This window comes from Neorhizobium sp. SOG26, from assembly GCF_003491345.1.
In the GTDB taxonomy this organism is placed as follows: Bacteria; Pseudomonadota; Alphaproteobacteria; order Rhizobiales; family Rhizobiaceae; genus Neorhizobium; species Neorhizobium turbinariae.
Window position 1 is genome coordinate 2,025,171 of record NZ_CP025512.1, and the last position, 17,818, is coordinate 2,042,988.

General features: G+C 61.8%; 15 protein-coding genes and 1 pseudogene. 12 read left to right on the plus strand and 4 right to left on the minus strand.

Annotated elements, in window-relative coordinates; all coding sequences use genetic code 11:
- The first annotated feature begins 19 nt into the window (after positions 1-19).
- Positions 20-1,057, plus strand: a complete 1,038-nt coding sequence (locus CYG48_RS10070) for a YeiH family protein (RefSeq protein WP_118850254.1) — start codon at positions 20-22, stop codon at positions 1,055-1,057.
- Between the two features lie 61 nt (positions 1,058-1,118).
- Here the strand turns inward: CYG48_RS10070 and CYG48_RS10075 are convergent, their stop codons facing one another.
- Positions 1,119-1,313 (minus strand): DUF2735 domain-containing protein, encoded by a 195-nt coding sequence (locus CYG48_RS10075; RefSeq protein ID WP_118850255.1) that lies wholly within the window; start codon positions 1,311-1,313, stop codon positions 1,119-1,121.
- A gap of 411 nt (positions 1,314-1,724) precedes the next feature.
- Here CYG48_RS10075 and CYG48_RS10080 point away from each other — a divergent pair, with 411 nt between their 5' ends.
- The gene (locus CYG48_RS10080) at positions 1,725-2,765 is read left to right on the plus strand and encodes a glutamine synthetase beta-grasp domain-containing protein (protein ID WP_118850256.1); all 1,041 of its coding nucleotides are present in this window, start codon (positions 1,725-1,727) and stop codon (positions 2,763-2,765) included.
- An 80-nt stretch (positions 2,766-2,845) separates the two neighbouring features.
- Here CYG48_RS10080 and rutR read toward each other — a convergent pair whose 3' ends face one another.
- Positions 2,846-3,493 carry an HTH-type transcriptional regulator RutR gene (rutR, locus tag CYG48_RS10085; RefSeq protein ID WP_118850257.1) on the minus strand — a complete coding sequence of 216 codons (648 nt, stop codon included), beginning with the start codon at positions 3,491-3,493 and terminating at the stop codon, positions 2,846-2,848.
- A 254-nt stretch (positions 3,494-3,747) separates the two neighbouring features.
- Here rutR and CYG48_RS10090 point away from each other — a divergent pair, with 254 nt between their 5' ends.
- The 3 genes and pseudogenes from CYG48_RS10090 to hydA all read left to right on the plus strand — a co-directional run bounded on the left by CYG48_RS10090 (position 3,748) and on the right by hydA (position 7,089).
- Positions 3,748-5,001 (plus strand): Zn-dependent hydrolase, encoded by a 1,254-nt coding sequence (locus CYG48_RS10090; protein WP_305778820.1) that lies wholly within the window; start codon positions 3,748-3,750, stop codon positions 4,999-5,001.
- Positions 5,002-5,004: 3 nt separating this feature from the next.
- Positions 5,005-5,638 (plus strand): annotated as a pseudogene (locus tag CYG48_RS10095) (endonuclease domain-containing protein).
- Positions 5,635-7,089 carry a dihydropyrimidinase gene (gene hydA / locus CYG48_RS10100; RefSeq protein ID WP_118850258.1) on the plus strand — a complete coding sequence of 485 codons (1,455 nt, stop codon included), beginning with the start codon at positions 5,635-5,637 and terminating at the stop codon, positions 7,087-7,089. Before CYG48_RS10095 ends, hydA begins: the two are co-directional and overlap by 4 nt.
- Before the next feature lie 24 nt (positions 7,090-7,113).
- Here hydA and CYG48_RS10105 read toward each other — a convergent pair whose 3' ends face one another.
- Positions 7,114-7,527 (minus strand): cupin domain-containing protein, encoded by a 414-nt coding sequence (locus CYG48_RS10105; protein ID WP_118850259.1) that lies wholly within the window; start codon positions 7,525-7,527, stop codon positions 7,114-7,116.
- A 65-nt stretch (positions 7,528-7,592) separates the two neighbouring features.
- On the opposite strand from CYG48_RS10105, the gene CYG48_RS10110 reads away from it, so the two are divergent.
- The 7 genes from CYG48_RS10110 (at position 7,593) to CYG48_RS10140 (ending at position 17,107) form a co-directional block, all read left to right on the plus strand.
- Positions 7,593-8,384, plus strand: a complete 792-nt coding sequence (locus tag CYG48_RS10110; RefSeq protein ID WP_118850260.1) for an ABC transporter ATP-binding protein — start codon at positions 7,593-7,595, stop codon at positions 8,382-8,384.
- A complete protein-coding gene (locus tag CYG48_RS10115) occupies positions 8,374-9,267 on the plus strand; it encodes an ABC transporter permease (protein WP_118850261.1) in 894 nt (297 codons plus the stop codon). Before CYG48_RS10110 ends, CYG48_RS10115 begins: the two co-directional genes overlap by 11 nt.
- The gene (locus CYG48_RS10120; RefSeq protein ID WP_118850262.1) at positions 9,264-10,391 is read left to right on the plus strand and encodes an ABC transporter permease; all 1,128 of its coding nucleotides are present in this window, start codon (positions 9,264-9,266) and stop codon (positions 10,389-10,391) included. The genes CYG48_RS10115 and CYG48_RS10120 overlap by 4 nt, the downstream gene beginning before the upstream one ends.
- Positions 10,392-10,444: 53 nt before the next feature.
- A complete protein-coding gene (locus CYG48_RS10125; RefSeq protein ID WP_118850263.1) occupies positions 10,445-11,410 on the plus strand; it encodes an ABC transporter substrate-binding protein in 966 nt (321 codons plus the stop codon).
- A 287-nt stretch (positions 11,411-11,697) separates the two neighbouring features.
- The gene (locus tag CYG48_RS10130; RefSeq protein ID WP_118850264.1) at positions 11,698-12,894 is read left to right on the plus strand and encodes an efflux RND transporter periplasmic adaptor subunit; all 1,197 of its coding nucleotides are present in this window, start codon (positions 11,698-11,700) and stop codon (positions 12,892-12,894) included.
- Positions 12,895-12,905: 11 nt separating this feature from the next.
- A complete protein-coding gene (locus CYG48_RS10135; RefSeq protein WP_118850265.1) occupies positions 12,906-16,241 on the plus strand; it encodes an efflux RND transporter permease subunit in 3,336 nt (1,111 codons plus the stop codon).
- 173 nt (positions 16,242-16,414) lie between these two features.
- Positions 16,415-17,107 carry a Crp/Fnr family transcriptional regulator gene (locus tag CYG48_RS10140; protein WP_118850266.1) on the plus strand — a complete coding sequence of 231 codons (693 nt, stop codon included), beginning with the start codon at positions 16,415-16,417 and terminating at the stop codon, positions 17,105-17,107.
- A 17-nt stretch (positions 17,108-17,124) separates the two neighbouring features.
- Here the strand turns inward: CYG48_RS10140 and CYG48_RS10145 are convergent, their stop codons facing one another.
- On the minus strand, positions 17,125-17,811 hold the full coding sequence (locus CYG48_RS10145) for a DUF6891 domain-containing protein (RefSeq protein ID WP_118850267.1): 687 nt from the start codon (positions 17,809-17,811) through the stop codon (positions 17,125-17,127).
- Between the last annotated feature and the right edge of the window lie 7 nt (positions 17,812-17,818).

Here is a 17,818-nt window from a genome sequence, read left to right on the forward strand (position 1 = left end):
GCGAATCTGAAGAAAAAACATGAAGGCTGCCACCTCCGTGACAGAACAACAAACCAGCTTTGCGTCTCGCCAGCTTTCGCTCCCGCCGGTCCTTCCCGGCATTTTGCTGACGGCAGCCATTGCGCTTGCTGCGCTGACGATCCGCAGCCTGACGGGGCTGGCCGCGCTCAGCCCGCTGATCGTCTCCATCATCCTCGGCATGGCGGTACGAAACCTTGTTTCGCTGCCGACGGCGGTGGATGCGGGCATCACCTTTTCTCTGAAGCGCATCCTGCGCGTCGGCATCGTGCTGCTCGGCCTGCAGGTCACCGCCATGCAGATCCTGTCGCTCGGCGGCGCCGGACTGGTGATGGTGGCGCTGACGCTGGTCTCCACATTTGTCGCCATCCGCATCGTCGGCCGCTTGATGGGAGTCGATCGGTCTCTGACCGACCTGATCGCCGCCGGCACCTCGGTCTGCGGCGCGTCAGCGATCATTGCCGCCAATACGGTGGTTCGTGGCCGCGAAGAGCATGTAGCCTATGCCGTCGCTTGCGTAACGCTGTTCGGCTCTCTTGCGATGCTCACCTACCCTCTGCTCGCTGCACCACTCGGGCTCGATGCCCGCGGCTACGGCCTGTGGTCCGGCGTCACCATCCACGAAGTTGCACAGGTGGTGGCCGCATCCTTCCAGGGCGGTGACGTTTCCGGTCAGTTTGGCACGATTTCGAAGCTCGCCCGCGTGGTGATGCTGGCACCACTGATCATGACGCTGGCGCTTGCCATGCGTTCCGGCTCAGGTGAAGGGGCCAGGGCGTCGGCGCCAATGCCGTGGTTCGTATTCGGCTTCATCGGGATGATGCTGCTCAACAGCGCGATCACCATTCCAGCCGACGTGACGGCAAAGATCGTCGTCCTGACGAACTTCCTCCTTGCCATGGCGCTCGCCGCCATGGGTCTTCAGGCCAATATCGGGAAGTTGCGGGCGGAAGGTTGGCGGCCACTGGCGCTCGGCGCCTTCGGCTGGCTGTTCATCGCCACGTTTGGCTTGGTGATGCTGAGGCTCTTCGGCTTCTAGGAAACAAGACGCATCCGGACGCGCGCCGGCCCAGACGGCGCCGCGCGACCGCTAAAGGCGATCAGCAGGGTTTTGGACGTTCCGACTTCGAAGTGTCGGCCTGCACGGCCTCTTCGTGATACCAGCATCCGATATCGACGATTGCAGGCGCGGCCTCGTAAAGGGCCGGCGCCGTCATTCCGTTTTCCAGCCGGCGGCGCGGCCGCAGCGGAAAACTCAAGATCTTGGCTGTTTCACGATGGATGTGGGTGGTCATCCTATCGGCTCCTCACCGTCAAAATGCTTTTTGCGTTACCAGATCAGCGCGAATGCACATTTTTTGTGCTGATTGCACTATTTTACATCATTTACGAAGGAAAACCAGAAACAAATTTCGGCCCGTTTGCCGAAATTGCTTCAGCTTTGCCTATTTTCGGAACGTGCTGGCGAAGATTGAGTTCCGGCACCCGTCTGATTAGCCGCAGAAAGGCAGATGAACCCGCAGCGCGCTTGCAATCGAGTGGCTGGTCCGGCTGAAACTTCCACACCTCATCGGGCGAATTTTCGTGGCGTTTTCGAATCTGGCACGGGATATGCAAGGTACGTGTCATGCCGGGGATGGCGCGCTTGAAAAAGCGTGATGTTGCCCGGGATGCTCAACCATGACACACGGCGTGAGAGACCAAACATGACCAAGTATAAGCTCGAGTACATCTGGCTCGATGGCTACACCCCAGTTCCGAACCTGCGCGGCAAGACCCAGATCAAGGAATTCGACAGCTTCCCGACGCTCGAGCAGCTTCCACTGTGGGGCTTTGACGGCTCGTCCACGATGCAGGCCGAAGGCCGCTCTTCCGACTGCGTCCTGAAGCCGGTCGCCGTTTATCCTGACCCGGCCCGCACCAACGGCGTTCTCGTCATGTGCGAAGTAATGATGCCGGATGGCGTCACCCCGCATCCGTCGAACGCACGCGCCACCATCCTCGACGACGAAGATGCATGGTTCGGCTTCGAGCAGGAATACTTCTTCTACGAAAACGGCCGCCCGCTCGGCTTCCCGGAAACCGGCTACCCGGCTCCGCAGGGTCCGTACTACACCGGCGTTGGCTACAAGAACGTTGGTTCGGTTGCCCGCGAAATCGTTGAAGAGCACCTCGATCTTTGCCTGGCTGCCGGCATCAACCACGAAGGCATCAATGCCGAAGTGGCCAAGGGCCAGTGGGAATTCCAGATTTTCGGCAAGGGCTCCAAGAAGGCTGCCGACCAGATCTGGATGGCGCGTTACCTGCTTCTCCGCCTCTGCGAAAAGTATGGCATCGACATCGAGTTCCACTGCAAACCGCTCGGCGACACCGACTGGAACGGTTCGGGCATGCACTGCAACTTCTCCACCAAGTTCATGCGCGAAGTGGGCGGCAAGGAATATTTCGAGGCGCTGATGGCGCAGTTCGAAAAGAACCTGCTGGACCACATCAACGTTTACGGCCCGGACAACCACCTGCGCCTGACCGGCAAGCACGAAACGGCACCTTGGGACAAGTTCTCCTACGGTGTTGCTGACCGTGGCGCTTCGATCCGCGTACCGCACTCCTTCGTGAAGAACGGCTACAAGGGTTACCTGGAAGACCGCCGCCCGAACTCGCAGGGCTGCCCTTACCAGATCGCTTCCCAGGTCCTGAAGACCATCTCGGAAGTGCCGACCGAAGGCTACGCTTCGGCTGCTGCCTGATCTCGATCCTCCCAAGGATTGGAAACGCCGGCCTTGTGCCGGCGTTTTCGTTCGTGGCGTTCGATGAAGACCCGCCGTCTCTAGCTGGTGGCAGTCACCCGCAACCCGTCCATGAAAAGCTTTTCGAGGAAACGCGCGGCATCTTCGAAACGACCCTCGCCCGACAGGTTATGGCCGAGCACCGCGCGCACCTGCACGTCAAAGTCGGCATAATGCTGCGTCGTCGACCAAATCGAGAAGATCAGATGGTAGGGATCGCATTTGGCGATCTTGCCGGCGCGCGCCCAGGTGCGGATCACTTCCGCCTTCTCGTCGACGAGGTCCTTGAGCGGGCCTTTCAACTCATCCTCGATATGCGGTGCACCCTGCAGGATCTCGTTGGCAAACAGCCGGCTTTCGCGCGGGAAGTCGCGCGCCATCTCCAGCTTGCGGCGAATATAGGAGCGGATCTCGGCTTCCGGGTTTCCCTCAGCGTTGAACGCCCGCAACGGCTCCAGCCAGGTATCGAGAACGCGGTCGATGAGCTGCCGGTGGATCGCCTCCTTGGTGCGGAAATAATAAAGGAGATTGGGCTTTGACATGCCGGCCGCCTCGGCGATCTGGTCAATGGTCGTGCCGCGGAAGCCGCTGACTGAAAATACGTCGAGCGCGGCTTCAAGGATTCGCTCCTCCTTCTCCTCCTGGATGCGCGTTCGTCTCTGGGTTTTCGCCGCACGCGGGATGGCCATGCTTTTCTTACGCCCCCTTCCCGCCCGTTCCCCCAAGAAGTTCGGCCACCAGATTTTCCTCTGGGATTTTCCCGAAATAGAGCTTGAGTGAAGCCGCGGAAATTGTAATGTTTTACCAATCGGTCAAATTATCGGCGACAAGCATAACAAACGCAACGCCGAAACTTCAGGTGTCGAAACGCGGCACCGAGGCGACCACGGGAACAGCAGCAGACCGCTTTCTTTGGCGGGTATAACAGGTGAGGACAGATCACATGGTGGCAGCACCAGGCGAGAACTTGCGCGTCAATGGCGACCGTCTCTGGGACATGCTGATGGAGATGGCCAAGATTGGCCCCGGGGTCGCCGGCGGCAACAATCGCCAGACCCTGACCGACGCCGACAGCGAAGGCCGTAAGCTGTTCCAGACCTGGTGCGAAGCCGAAGGTATGACGATCGGCGTTGACAAGATGGGCACAATGTTTGCCACCCGCGCCGGCACTGACCCGGAAGCGCTTCCCGTCTACATCGGCAGCCATCTCGACACCCAGCCGACGGGCGGCAAGTTCGATGGCGTGCTTGGCGTGCTCGGCGGCCTTGAAGTGGTTCGCAGCATGAACGACCTCGGCATCAAGACCAAGCATCCGATCGTCGTGACAAACTGGACGAACGAGGAAGGCGCGCGATTTGCGCCCGCCATGCTGGCCTCGGGTGTTTTTGCGGGCGTCCATTCCATCGACTACGCCTATGCCCGCAAGGATCCGGAAGGAAAGACGTTCGGCGACGAGTTGCAACGGATCGGCTGGGTGGGCGACGAGGAGGTCGGCGCCCGCAAGATGCACGCCTATTTCGAATACCATATCGAGCAAGGGCCGATCCTGGAGGCCGAGAACAAGCAGATCGGCGTGGTCACGCACTGCCAGGGCTTGTGGTGGCTCGAATTCACCCTGACCGGCCGCGAGGCCCATACCGGCTCCACGCCGATGAACATGCGCGTCAATGCCGGGCTTGCCATGGCCCGCATCCTGGAAATGGTGCAGGAAGTGGCAATGTCCGAACAGCCGGGCGCCGTTGGTGGCGTTGGCCAGATGTTCTTCACTCCGAACTCCCGCAACGTGCTGCCGGGCAAGGTCGTCTTCACCGTCGATATCCGTACCCCGAGCCAGGACAAGCTGGACCGCATGCGCGCCGCGATCGAAAAACGAGCGTCAGAGATCTGCGATGGCCTGGGGGTCGGCTGTTCGGTCGAGGCGGTCGGGCATTTCGACCCGGTGACCTTCGACCCCACCCTGGTCGGTCGTGTCCGCGGTGCTGCCGAACGGCTCGGCTACAGCCACATGGACGTGATTTCAGGTGCCGGTCACGACGCCTGCTGGGCCGCCAAGGTGGCACCGGCGACGATGATCATGTGCCCCTGCGTCGGCGGCCTCAGCCACAACGAGGCCGAGGACATCTCCAGGGAATGGGCCTCTGCCGGCTGCGACGTGCTTTTCCACGCGGTTCTGGAGACCGCGGAGATTGTGGAGTAGGCGATGCTGGTCTTGGCCAAGGCCCCCTCATCCGGCCCTTCGGGCCACCTTCTCCCCGCTGGGGAGAAGTGAGGTGCACAGGATCTGTCCGCCCCCTTCAACCTGTCAGCGCCGCCCGATCTTTTGGGCGATGGCGGGTCATGCGCGAGGGAAGTTCTTCTCCCCAACGGGGAGAAGGTGGCCCGAAGGGCCGGATGAGGGGGAAATTGTCATGCGACACGACGATGTCACCAAACGACGTCCTGGCAAGACCTCCCAGGCGAGACGGCTCCGGCGCAACGAGACGGAGGAGGAGTATCGCCTCTGGAGCGAACTGCGCAACCGCCTGCTGGATGGCTACAAGTTTTCAAGACAGGTCCCGCTCGGACCGTACGTCGTCGATTTTCTCTGCCGCGAAGAGCGCCTGGTGGTCGAGATCGACGGTTTCCACCACGCGCAAAGCGCCTCTGACGACATCCGAACGCGGTGGCTGAACCTGAACGGCTACCGCGTTCTCCGTTTCTGGAACCACGAAATCACCCAGGAGCGTCGTGCCGTACTCGACACCGTTCTTGCTGCGCTGAAGGGCCAACTAAGCAGGAACAGCGACAACCGGCGCTTCTATCCTTCAATTGAAAAGCCAGGGGAACAACAATGACCACAGTCATCAAGGGTGGAACCATCGTCACGGCCGACCTGACCTACAAGGCGGATGTGAAGATCGACGGCGGCAAGATCATCGAGATCGGGCCGAACCTGTCCGGCGACACCACCCTGGACGCGGCAGGCTGTTACGTCATGCCGGGCGGCATCGACCCGCATGTGCATCTCGAAATGCCATTCATGGGCACCTATTCCGCTGACGACTTCGAAAGCGGCACGCGGGCGGCGCTGGCCGGCGGCACGACGATGGTCGTTGATTTCTGCCTGCCCGACCCCGGCCAGTCGCTGCTTGATGCGCTGAAGCGCTGGGACAACAAGGCGACCCGCGCCAATTGTGACTATTCCTTCCACATGTCGGTCACCTGGTGGGGCGAGCAGGTGTTCAACGAGATGAAGGCGGTGGTCGCGCATCACGGCATCAACACCTTCAAGCACTTCATGGCCTACAAGGGCGCGCTGATGGTGAACGACGACGAGATGTTCGCCTCCTTCCAGCGTTGCGCGGAACTCGGCGCCCTGCCGCTCGTCCATGCCGAAAACGGCGATGTCGTTGCCGCCATGCAGCAGAAGCTGATGGACGAAGGCAATGACGGGCCGGAAGGCCACGCCTATTCCCGCCCGCCGTCGGTGGAAGGCGAGGCTACCAACCGCGCCATCATCATTGCCGACATGGCGGGCGTGCCGCTTTATGTCGTCCACACATCCTGTGAGCAGTCGCACGAAGCGATCCGGCGCGCGCGCCAGAACGGCATGCGCGTTTATGGCGAGCCGCTGATCCAGCACCTGACGCTCGATGAAAGCGAATACTTCAACAAGGATTGGGACCACTCCGCCCGCCGCGTGATGTCGCCGCCGTTCCGCAACAAGCAGCACCAGGATTCCCTCTGGGCAGGCCTCGCATCCGGTTCGCTGCAGGTGGTGGCGACTGACCACTGCGCCTTCACGACAGACCAGAAGCGCACCGGGCTTGGCGACTTCCGCAAGATCCCGAACGGCACAGGCGGGTTGGAAGACCGCATGCCGATGCTCTGGACCTATGGGGTGGCGACCGGGCGCATCACCATGAACGAGTTTGTCGCCGTGACCTCCACCAACATCGCCAAGATCCTCAACATCTATCCGCGCAAGGGTGCCATCCTTGTCGGCGCCGATGCTGACCTCGTGGTCTGGGATCCGAAGCGCTCCAAGACGATCAGCGCCAAGAGCCAGCAGTCGTCAATTGACTACAACGTCTTCGAGGGCAAGGAAGTGACCGGCCTGCCGCGCTACACGCTGACGCGCGGCGTGGTGGCGGTCGAGGAAAGCCTGATGAAGACACAGGAAGGCCACGGCCAGTTCGTCAAGCGCGAGCCCTTCCAGGCGGTCAACAAGGCGCTTTCCACCTGGAAGGAGCTGACGGCGCCGCGCAAGGTGGAGCGGACGGGCATCCCGGCTTCGGGCGTGTGAGCGGTGGAAGAGCCGATGGCGCCGCTATTCGCTCACCAGGCTTTCGAGTTCCGGCAGCAGGACGACGCTTTCCTGCTCGTTGGGATCGGTGCGGGCGATAACTGCGGTACACGGCTCTGTCCCGAGGTTGATTGGCAGATGCGGCATGCCGGCCGGAATATAGAACATGTCGCCGGCCCGCGTGACGACACGGTGCTGCAGCCGGTCGCCATAATAGGTCACCGCCTCGCCGGCCATGATGTAGATCGCCGTTTCGTGCGCGGCATGCATATGCGCCTTCGCCCGGCCGCCCGGCGGGATCGTCACAAGCATCATGGCGATGCCGGTGGCGCCGCTGCTCTGGGCGGAAATGCCCTCGAGGTAGGAAAAGCCCTGCTTTCCGGCATAGCCGCCGCTCGGCCGGATCAGCTTGCAATCAAGGTCTGGAATGGATGACATTGCACGACCTCCTAGAAAAACAGGACATCAAGTCCGGGGAACATGATCAGGTAAACTGGGTCACTATGACAGAAAATCAGTCATCCGTCGTTTCAGCCAAGAAGCTGGGCCTTACATTTCAAACAAGCGACGGTCCGGTGCATGCGCTGTCGAACGTGGATCTGGAGGTCGGCAAAGGCGACTTCGTGTCCTTCATCGGACCATCCGGATGCGGTAAGACGACCTTTCTCCGAGTCATCGCCGATCTGGAGCAGCCGACATCGGGAAGCATCACCGTCAACGGCATGAGCCCGGAAGAGGCGCGAAAGTCGCGCTCCTACGGCTATGTCTTTCAGGCGCCGGCGCTTTATCCGTGGCGCACGATCGAAAAGAACATCGCCCTGCCGCTGGAGATCATGGGCCATTCCGCTGCCGAGCGGGCAAAACGCATCGAGCGGACGCTGGACCTCGTGAATCTTTCGGGCTTCGGCAAGAAATATCCCTGGCAGCTGTCGGGCGGCATGCAGCAGCGCGCTTCGATTGCCCGCGCACTCGCCTTCGATGCCGATCTTCTGCTGATGGACGAACCGTTCGGCGCGCTCGACGAGATCGTTCGCGACCATCTGAACGAGCAACTGCTGAAACTTTGGGCGCGCACGCAGAAGACAATCTGTTTCGTGACCCATTCGATCCCTGAAGCCGTCTATCTCTCCACCAGGATCGTTGTCATGTCACCGCGCCCCGGGCGCGTGACCGACGTGATCGAGTCGACCCTTCCGCGGGAGCGGCCGCTGGAGATCCGCGAGACGCCGGAATTCCTGGAGATCGCTCACCGGGTGCGTGAAGGCCTGCGAGCGGGGCACAGCTATGAAGAATAGCAGTCCTGACGGCTTTCGCAGCCACCTCATCCCCGTCTCGGTCATCCTGATCGCCATCGTGGCGATCTGGTACGTTGCCGCCTTCTTCATGAACGCGCCGTTCCAGCGCGACCTCGACCGGCGCGGCAATGTAACCTCAACGACGATCGAACTGATCGGCAAAACCATGGTGCAGCCGAAGCCGGTCCTGCCGGCGCCGCACCAGGTGGCGGTCAATGTCTTCGAGAACACGGTGATGCGCAGCGTCACCTCGAGCCGCAGCCTGATCTACCATGGCTGGGTGACGCTCTCGTCGACTGTTGTCGGCTTTGCCTTCGGTACGCTGCTCGGCATCCTGATCGCGGTCGGGATCGTGCATGTCAAGGCGCTCGATCGCAGCCTCATGCCCTGGATCATCGCGTCTCAAACGGTGCCGATCCTGGCGATCGCACCGATGGTGGTGGTGGTGCTTGGCGCGATCAACATCACCGGCCTTGTTCCAAAGGCGCTGATCTCGACCTACCTGTCCTTCTTCCCGGTCGCGGTCGGCATGGTGAAGGGGCTGCGTTCACCCGAACTGATCCAGCTCGACCTGATGCGCACCTACAACGCCAGCGCCTCGCAGACATTCTGGAAACTGCGCGTTCCAGCCTCCATCCCCTACCTCTTCACCTCGATGAAGGTAGCGATTGCCGCAAGCCTTGTCGGCGCCATCGTCGGCGAACTGCCGACCGGTGCTGTGGCCGGCATCGGCTCCAAACTTCTGGCCGGCTCCTATTACAGCCAGACAATCGAGATCTGGGCGGCGCTCATCGTCGGCTCGCTGCTTGCTGCGGCTCTTGTCGCCATCATCGGCCTCATTGGCAGGCTTGTCGATCGCTCGATGGGCGGGAGGCCGGCATGATGCGGTTGAAGCGCAACTGGCAGGCATTCCTAGCCGCCCTCCTGGTGATCCTTTCGCTCGCTTACCTTCCCCTCACCTCGGCGCAAGCGACGGGGCCGCAGGGCAGCGGCATGCTGGTGGTCGCGGTGCTGGCGGTCGCCATCATCGCCGTGGTCGCACTTGATGGCGCGGATCACTATCTGCGCGCCGCGGTGCTTTTTGTCGGGGCACACCTGCCGGCCTTCCTGCTGCTTGGCACCGTCACCGGCAATGAAGGGCAGATGTCGACGGCCTTCTTCCTGCTGATCGGTGCGAGCTGGCTGCTGGCCTGGGCCTCTGTCTCCGAACTCTCCTACCTCACGCCTCGCTCCAACGGAGCCCAATGGCTGCTGCGGCTTCTGATCCCCGGCATTTTCGGCGCCTGGATCCTGATCCTCTGGGAAGCGGCGGCGCGCGGTTTCGGCGTCCCCTTCGTGCTCCTGCCGCCACCGTCGGCGATCGGCGCCCGCATCGCCGCTTCGCTTCCCGTCCTCTGGTCGGATGTGCAGCAGACGATCTTCAAGGCGGTGCTGATCGGCTACATCCTCGGCTGCGCCAGTGGCTTCGTGGTAGCGATCCTTGCCGACCGCGTTGGTTTCCTGCGGCGCGGCTTGCTGCCGATTGGCAACATGATGTCGGCGCTGCCGATCATCGGCGTGGCGCCGATCATGGTCATGTGGTTCGGCTTCGACTGGCAGTCGAAGGCCGCCGTCGTCACGATCATGACCTTCTTCCCGATGCTGGTGAACACCGTGGCCGGGCTTGCCGCGGCTGGGAACATGGAGCGCGACCTGATGCGTTCCTATGCCTCGAGCTACGGCCAGACGCTGGTGAAGCTGCGCCTGCCGGCCGCCATGCCCTTCATCTTCAACGCCTTGAAGATCAACTCGACGCTGGCTCTGATCGGTGCCATCGTGGCGGAATTCTTCGGGACGCCGATCGTCGGCATGGGCTTTCGCATCTCCACCGAGATCGGCCGCATGAACGTCGACATGGTCTGGGCCGAAATCGCGGTCGCGGCGGTCATCGGCTCAGCATTTTATGGCATCGTCGCGCTTGGCGAGCGGGCGACGACATTCTGGCATCCGTCTAACCGCAGGGGTTAGACGAGAATATCCGGCACTGCCCCACGGTGCCGGCAACAAAAGAGGGAACCGCAATGAAAAAGATGATGATGGCATTGATGGCCGGGGCGGTGTCGCTGATGGCCGCGCAGGCGCTGGCGGCCGACAAGGTGACGCTGCAGCTGAAATGGGTCGCCCAGGGCCAGTTCGGCGGTTATTTCGTCGCCAAGGACAAGGGCTTCTATGAAGAAGAAGGCCTGGACGTGACGATCAAGCCGGGCGGGCCGGACATCGCTCCGGAACAGGTGATCGCCGGCGGCGGTGCCGACGTGATCGTCGCCTGGATGGGTGGCGCGCTCGTGGCGCGCGAAAAGGGCGTGCCACTCGTCAACATCGCCCAGCCCTACCAGAAGTCCGGCCTGCAGCTGATCTGCCCCAAGGATGGCCCGGTAAAAACCGAAGCCGACTTCAAGGGCCGCACGCTCGGCGTCTGGTTCTTCGGCAATGAATATCCGTTCTTCGCCTGGATGACCAAGCTTGGACTGAGCACCGATGGCGGCCCGGACGGCGTGACCGTGCTCAAGCAGAGCTTCGACGTGCAGCCGCTCGTGCAGAAGCAGGCGGATTGCATCTCGGTGATGACCTATAACGAATACTGGCAGGCGATCGATGCTGGCTTTAAGCCGGAAGACCTGACGGTGTTTAACTACACCGAACTTGGGAACGACCTGCTCGAGGACGGCCTTTATGCCAGCGAAGAAAAGTTGAAGGACCCGGCGTTCAAGGAAACCATGGTGAAGTTCGTCCGCGCCTCGATGAAGGGCTGGCACTACGCGCTGGAAAATCCGGATGAAGCGGCTGAAATCGTCATGGACAACGGCGGCCAGGACGAAAATCACCAGAAGCGCATGATGGGCGAAGTTGCAAAGCTGATCGGTACCGGCAAGCTCGACATGGCGACCTATGACCGCACGGTAAAGGCGCTGATGGACCAGAAGATCATTAGCAAGATGCCGGAAAACGCTTACACAACAGAGATTACCGACGCAGCATTGAAGTAGTACATCTGCAACGGAACGATCTTGGCGGATGCGGGTTACATCACCCGCGTCCGCTCATTGACGTAAATCATAACCAAAAGTCATGTTTCATATAACAATGTCCGATTGATTTGTGCAGCGCAAACCCGTAAAACGACGGGCATTGAGGAATCTTTCGCAGCCAGTCTTGTAACCCCTTTGGGTGGTTACCACCTGAACTGGAAAAAGCACGCACTGAGGGGGGTGCGGCGAAACGGGTTTTGCCCGAGCGAAAAATTCTCCCCTAACTTCAGGTTGGAATTATTCGCATGTTTCGTACGTTCCCGAAGTCCGCCGGTATCACGGCTTTGGTCGCTTTGCTTGCGACCAGCGCAGCTTATGCGCAAGAGCCTGCGGCACCCGCACAGGCGGAAATCAAGCTACCTTCGATTGTCGTCACCGAAACGGTGAAGAAGCCGCTGGTCGACCGTGTCATCTCCACCGGCACGATCAAGCCGGTTGAAGAGGTTTATGTCCAGCCGCTCGTCGAAGGCCTGTCCATCAAGGGCCTCAATGCCGATGTCGGCGACGAGGTGCAGGCCGACAGCGTGCTCGCCACGCTGAACGACGACGCGCTTCTTCTGCAGAAGAGCCAGCTCGAGGCGAACCGCGCCAAGGCAGAGGCCGGTGTTGCGCAGTACCAGGCGCAGGTCATCGAGGCCGAAGCGAACCTGGCAGACGCGACCCGGCAACGAGACCGCACCAAGCGGCTGAGCACGAGCGGCACCAGCACTGTTTCCCAGCTCGAACAGGCCGAGGCACTGGTCGAGGTCGCCCAGGCGCGGCTCAACGCTGCCAAGCAGGCCGTTGCCGTGGGCCAGTCGGACATCAAGGTCGTGGACGCACAGATCGCCGACATCGACCTGAAGCTCCAGCGCACCGGGGTGAAGACGCCGGTCGCCGGTATCGTGTCGGCGCGCACCGCCAAGATCGGCGCCATCGCCAGCGGCCAGGGCAATCCGCTCTTCACGGTCATCAAGGACGGCGAGATCGAACTCGTCGCCGATCTGTCCGAATCCGACATCCGCAAGATCAAGGTCGGACAGAAGGCCATGGTGACCGTTGCCGGTGGTCGCAACAAGATCAAAGGCAAGGTAAGGCTCGTTTCCCCAACCGTCGATCCGACGACACGCCTCGGTGCGGTTCATGTCGTGATCAGCGACGATGAAACCGGCGCCCGTGCCGGCATGTATGCCAGTGCAGAAATCATCATTGCGGAAGAAGAAGGGCTCGCCCTGCCGCTTTCCGCCGTCACGACTGGCCGCGAGGGTTCCACCGCGCGCAAGGTCGAAGACAATGTCGTCAAGCAGGTGAAGATCGAAACCGGAATCCAGGATGGTGGCTTCATTCAGGTCGTCAGCGGCCTTGAGGCCGGCGACCTGGTCGTGGCCAAGGCAGGTGCCTTCGTCCGTGACGGTGACAAGATCGCGCCAGTTCCGGCTGAGCCGGCTGCTGTTGGGAACTGAGGTCCTCCATCATGAACTTCTCCGCCTGGTCGATCCGTAACCCCATTGCGCCGCTGCTCGGCTTTGCCTTGCTGCTTGTCGTCGGCATGCAATCCTTCTTCGGGCTGCCGATCACCCGCTTCCCGAACATCGACGTTCCGGTCGTGTCGATCACCGTCGTGCAGAGCGGCGCCGCACCCGCCGAGCTCGAAATGCAGGTGACGAAGGAGATCGAAGACGCGGTCGCCTCTATCAGCGGCATTGATGAAATCCAATCGACCGTGACCGACGGGCAGTCGCAAACGGTTGTCGTCTTCCGTATCGAAAAACCGACGGAAGAGGCTGTTCAGGACACCAAGGACGCGATCGACAAGATCCGCAGCGACCTGCCGGCCGGCATCGAAGAGCCGGTCGTCACCAAGGTCGATGTCGAAGGCCAGGCGATCCAGACCTTTGCCGTCACCTCGCCCAACATGACGCTCGAAGAGCTGTCCTGGTTCGTGGACGACACGATCAAGCGCAGCCTGCAGGGCCAGCCGGGCGTCGGCAAGATCGACCGCTACGGCGGCGCCGACCGCGAAGTGCGTGTTTCGCTCAACCCCGCCAAGCTGGATGCCTATGGCATCACGGCAGCGGACGTGAGCAACCAGTTGCGCGGCACCAACGTCGATCTCGGCTCCGGCCGTGGCCAGGTGGCGGGCAACGAGCAGACGATCCGCACGCTCGGCGACGCCCGCAGCGTGCCGCAGCTCGCCAACACGACGATGACGCTGCCGAACGGCCAGTTCGTGAAGCTGTCCGAGCTTGGCGCGATCACCGACACCTATGAGGAGCCGAAGTCGTTCTCGCGCTTCAATGGCAGTCCGTCGGTCACCTTTGCCGTGTTCCGCGCCAAGGGCGCCAGCGAAGTCTCTGTGTCAGAGACCGTGGCGGAAAGCCTGGACGAGGTGCGCAAGGCGCATCCGGACGTCTCGATCGAGATGGTCGATGACTCGGTCTACTTCACCTATGGCAATTACGAAGCCGCGCTCCACACCCTGATGGAAGGCGCGCTGCTTGCCGTTATCGTCGTGTTCCTGTTCCTGCGGAACTGGCGCGCCACGCTGATTGCCGCCGTTGCCTTACCGCTTTCGGCGATCCCGACCTTCTGGATCATGGACGTCATGGGGTTCTCGCTGAACCTCGTGAGCTTCCTGGCGCTGACGCTCGCGACCGGTATCCTGGTCGATGACGCGATCGTCGAGATCGAGAACATCGCGCGCCATATCAAGATGGGCAAGACGCCCTACAAGGCGGCGCTGGAGGCAGCGGACGAGATCGGCCTCGCCGTTATCGCGACGAGCTTCACGATTATCGCGGTCTTCGTGCCGGTCTCCTTCATGCCGGGCATCCCGGGCCAATACTTCATCCAGTTCGGCCTGACAGTCGCCTTCTCCGTCTTCTTCTCGCTGATGGTGGCGCGTCTCATCACCCCGCTGATGGCCGCCTACCTGATGAGCCCTGAAGACGGGATGGACGAGCACCACGACAAGGACGGCTGGATCATGCGCGGCTATACGCGCCTCGTCACCGGCACGACCCGCAAGTGGTACTGGCGCTACACGACGCTGATGGCGGCAATTGCCTTCCTCATCGGCTCAATGATGCTTCTTGCACAGGTTCCGGGCAGCTTCCTGCCGCCGGACGACAGCTCGCGCGTCGTGCTTTCGGTGGAACTGCCGCCGAACGCCACCCTGGACGAGACGGCCGCCTCGACCGATACCATCTACGATGCCGTGCGCGATATCGACGGCGTCCAGAGCGTCTTCGTGTTGGGTGGGGCCTCCCCGAAGGGCGACCTCGAGCTTCGCCGCGCCACGGTGCGCGTGATCTTGAAGAACATCGACCATTCGTTGCTCAAGACCATCGTCAACAAGGGCCTCGGGGGTCTGCCGGTGGTGGGCGACCTGATCCCGAAGATCAAGGATAAAGGCCGCACGCGTCCGCAATGGGATGTCGAGAAGGAAATCTTCGCGGCCGTCAGCTCTATCCCCGATGTTCGCATTTCCAAGGTCAATGACCGCGCCGAGCGTGAGTTGTCGTTCAACTTCCTGTCCACCAACGAGGAGGACCTGAACGAGGCGGTCAGCATCCTGGAATCGAAGCTGCGCGCCTCGCCGATCCTGGCGAACGTGTCTTCGGAAGGCGCCCTGCCCCGTCCGGAACTGCAGATCCGTCCGCGGATGGACCAGGCATCGCGCCTGGGCATCACGCCGCAGCAGATCTCGCAGACGGTGCGCGTCGCCACCATCGGTGACGTGGATGCACAGCTTGCCAAGATCTCGCTCGACGACCGCCAGATCCCGATCCGGGTGCAGGCATCGCTCGACGTGCGTCGCGATCTCGCAGCGATCCGCTCGCTGAAGATCAAGACGGCCACCGGTGCGACGGTGCCGCTCTACAGTGTCGCCGACATCGACTACGCGGAAGGTCCGAGCTCGATCAAGCGCAACGACCGCAACCGAGTCGTGTCCATCGGCTCCGACGTGCCCTTCGGCACCGCGCTCGATACGGCAACGGACGAGTTCAAGCGCATCGTGGACTCCACCGAGTTCCCGAAGACCGTGCGTCTCGCCGAAAGCGGTGACGCAAAGGTCCAGGCCGAAATGACGCAGAGCTTCGGCAATGCGATGCTGCTCGGCCTGATGCTCGTGCTCGTGGTGCTGATCCTGCTCTTCAAGGATGTGATCCAGCCGTTCACCATCCTGTTCTCGCTGCCGCTCGCAATCGGCGGCGTGGCGGTGGCGCTGATCATCACCCAGAACTCGCTCTCCATGCCTGTTCTGATCGGCATCCTGATGCTGATGGGCATCGTGACGAAGAACGCCATCCTGCTTGTCGATTTCGCGATCGAGATGAAGCGGCACGGGCTGGAGCGCGTGCATGCCATGGTGGAAGCCGGACGCAAGCGTGCCCGCCCGATCATCATGACCTCGATCGCAATGTCGGCCGGCATGCTGCCGTCCGCGCTTGGCGTTGGCGAAGGCGGTTCGTTCCGTGCCCCGATGGCAATTGCGGTGATTGGCGGCATTATTGTCTCGACCGTGCTGTCGCTGGTCGTGGTTCCATCCTTCTTCCTCATCATGGACGACCTGTCGCGCCTGCTCGGCCGCATCTTCGGCCGCCTCGTCGGCAAGAAGGAAGAGGAAGACCTGGGCCTGACGACGGAAGAACTCAGCAAGGAAGCTCGCAAGAACGCCGAGGCGATCCAGACCCTTGAGGAGCGGCTGGCGCATATCGAGCGCCAGACCAGCGCCAACGACGACCGGTCGCCGGGCACGCATGCCAGCAGCAAGGTGCTTCGCCTGCCGCCGATGGCTGCCGAATAACCGCTGCATTCAAGCTAAGACATCAAGCGCCGGGCTCTCAGGGTTCGGCGTTTTTCGTTACTAGACTTGATTTTCGAGCCGGCTCTGCTGCAGTTTGATCAATGTCAAAACGCGATGTTCCCGAGACGCTATCGTGCGCGGCGATCAAGCAGCTCAATCGGACATCGGGGACGATGAATACCAATCTAAAGCTCAGCAGTCGTGACCACGCGATGCTCATGAAGACACCGTTCATGTCGAACCTGAGCAGCGCATCGGCTGCGCGTTTGATGGCAGCGATGACGGTCACCAGCCTGCCCGCCCGGCACCTGATCTTTCGCGACGGCGAGACGGCAAGCTCCTTCTTCTGCGTCCTGAGCGGCTATGTGCGCCTCTACCGCCTGAACCGTGAAGGCCGCGAAGCGGATCTCAGGATCTGCGGTCCGGGCGATACCTTCGCCGAATGCCTGTTGTTTGGCAACAGAAGGTACCGCTACCACGCGCAGACGGCAGAATCCGCCACCGTAGCCGCATTCGACCTCAAGGCTGTCCGCGCACTTGCCGAGCAGGAACGGGATGTGGCGGCCGCCCTCCTTACAATGCTCTCTCAACACCTGCTGACGACGCTGGACTGCGTTGCCAATGACCGGCTGCATACGGCGCCGCAGCGGGTCGCGAACTATATCCTTGCCCATTGTCCCGTAGATGGCGGCCCGGCGGCCGTGCGCCTGCCCTTCCAGAAGAGCCTGCTCGCGGGCCAGCTTGGCCTGGCGCCGGAAGCCCTGTCACGTGCCTTCTCCAAGCTTCGCGAGATCGGCGTCACGGTTCGCGGACGCATCATCCAGGTGGGCGACGTGCAGGCGCTGCGGGACGTCCTGCGGACTTGATGGAGGGGGCACCGCCCTCAGAGCACTATGTCCTCGAAACCGATCGCGGGGCTGCGCTTCTGCCACTCGAAGGGCGTGATCAGCATCTTCTTGCCGATGTCGCCGCTCCAGGTGGCACGAAGCCCCTTCTTGGCGAGCGTCTCGATGATCTGCTCCGCGATCACCGGCGTGTTTTCCATCCGGTTCTGGAACGCGCCGAAGGTGAGGTAAAGGGATTCGCCCGCCAGGGCCGCGGTGATGTCCTCCTCGCCGTAGAAAACGAAGCCCTCGGACCCGACATCGACTTCCTTGCGCATCTGATATTCGGCGGCGACCTCGGCAAAGGCATCTGCCTGGGTAACGCCGGCATCATGAAGCGCGATGACGCCATTCGCCCGCAGCACCACAAAGGCTGAATCCAGCCGATCCCAATCGGTCCTCGTCGGCCAATCCGTCTCCTCGCGAAGCTTCTGGGCAAACTGCCGCGCGATCTCGTCGGCCAGCCATTGGCGGTCCGCCTCGCTCAGGAGGCTGGGCTCCGGATAACCTTCGAGCACGATGTCGAGGATCGCGTCCTGCGCCTCAAAGCCGCTCCAGACGAGCCGCCGGATCTCGGCCGCCGCATCCGCCTGGTCGACGGCAAGGGTCGCGACCTCATCGGCGGTCTCTTCGTCTGGCTTGGGTGGAAACCACCGCGCCAGGAGGAGTTTGATAAGTTCTAGCATCCGACCA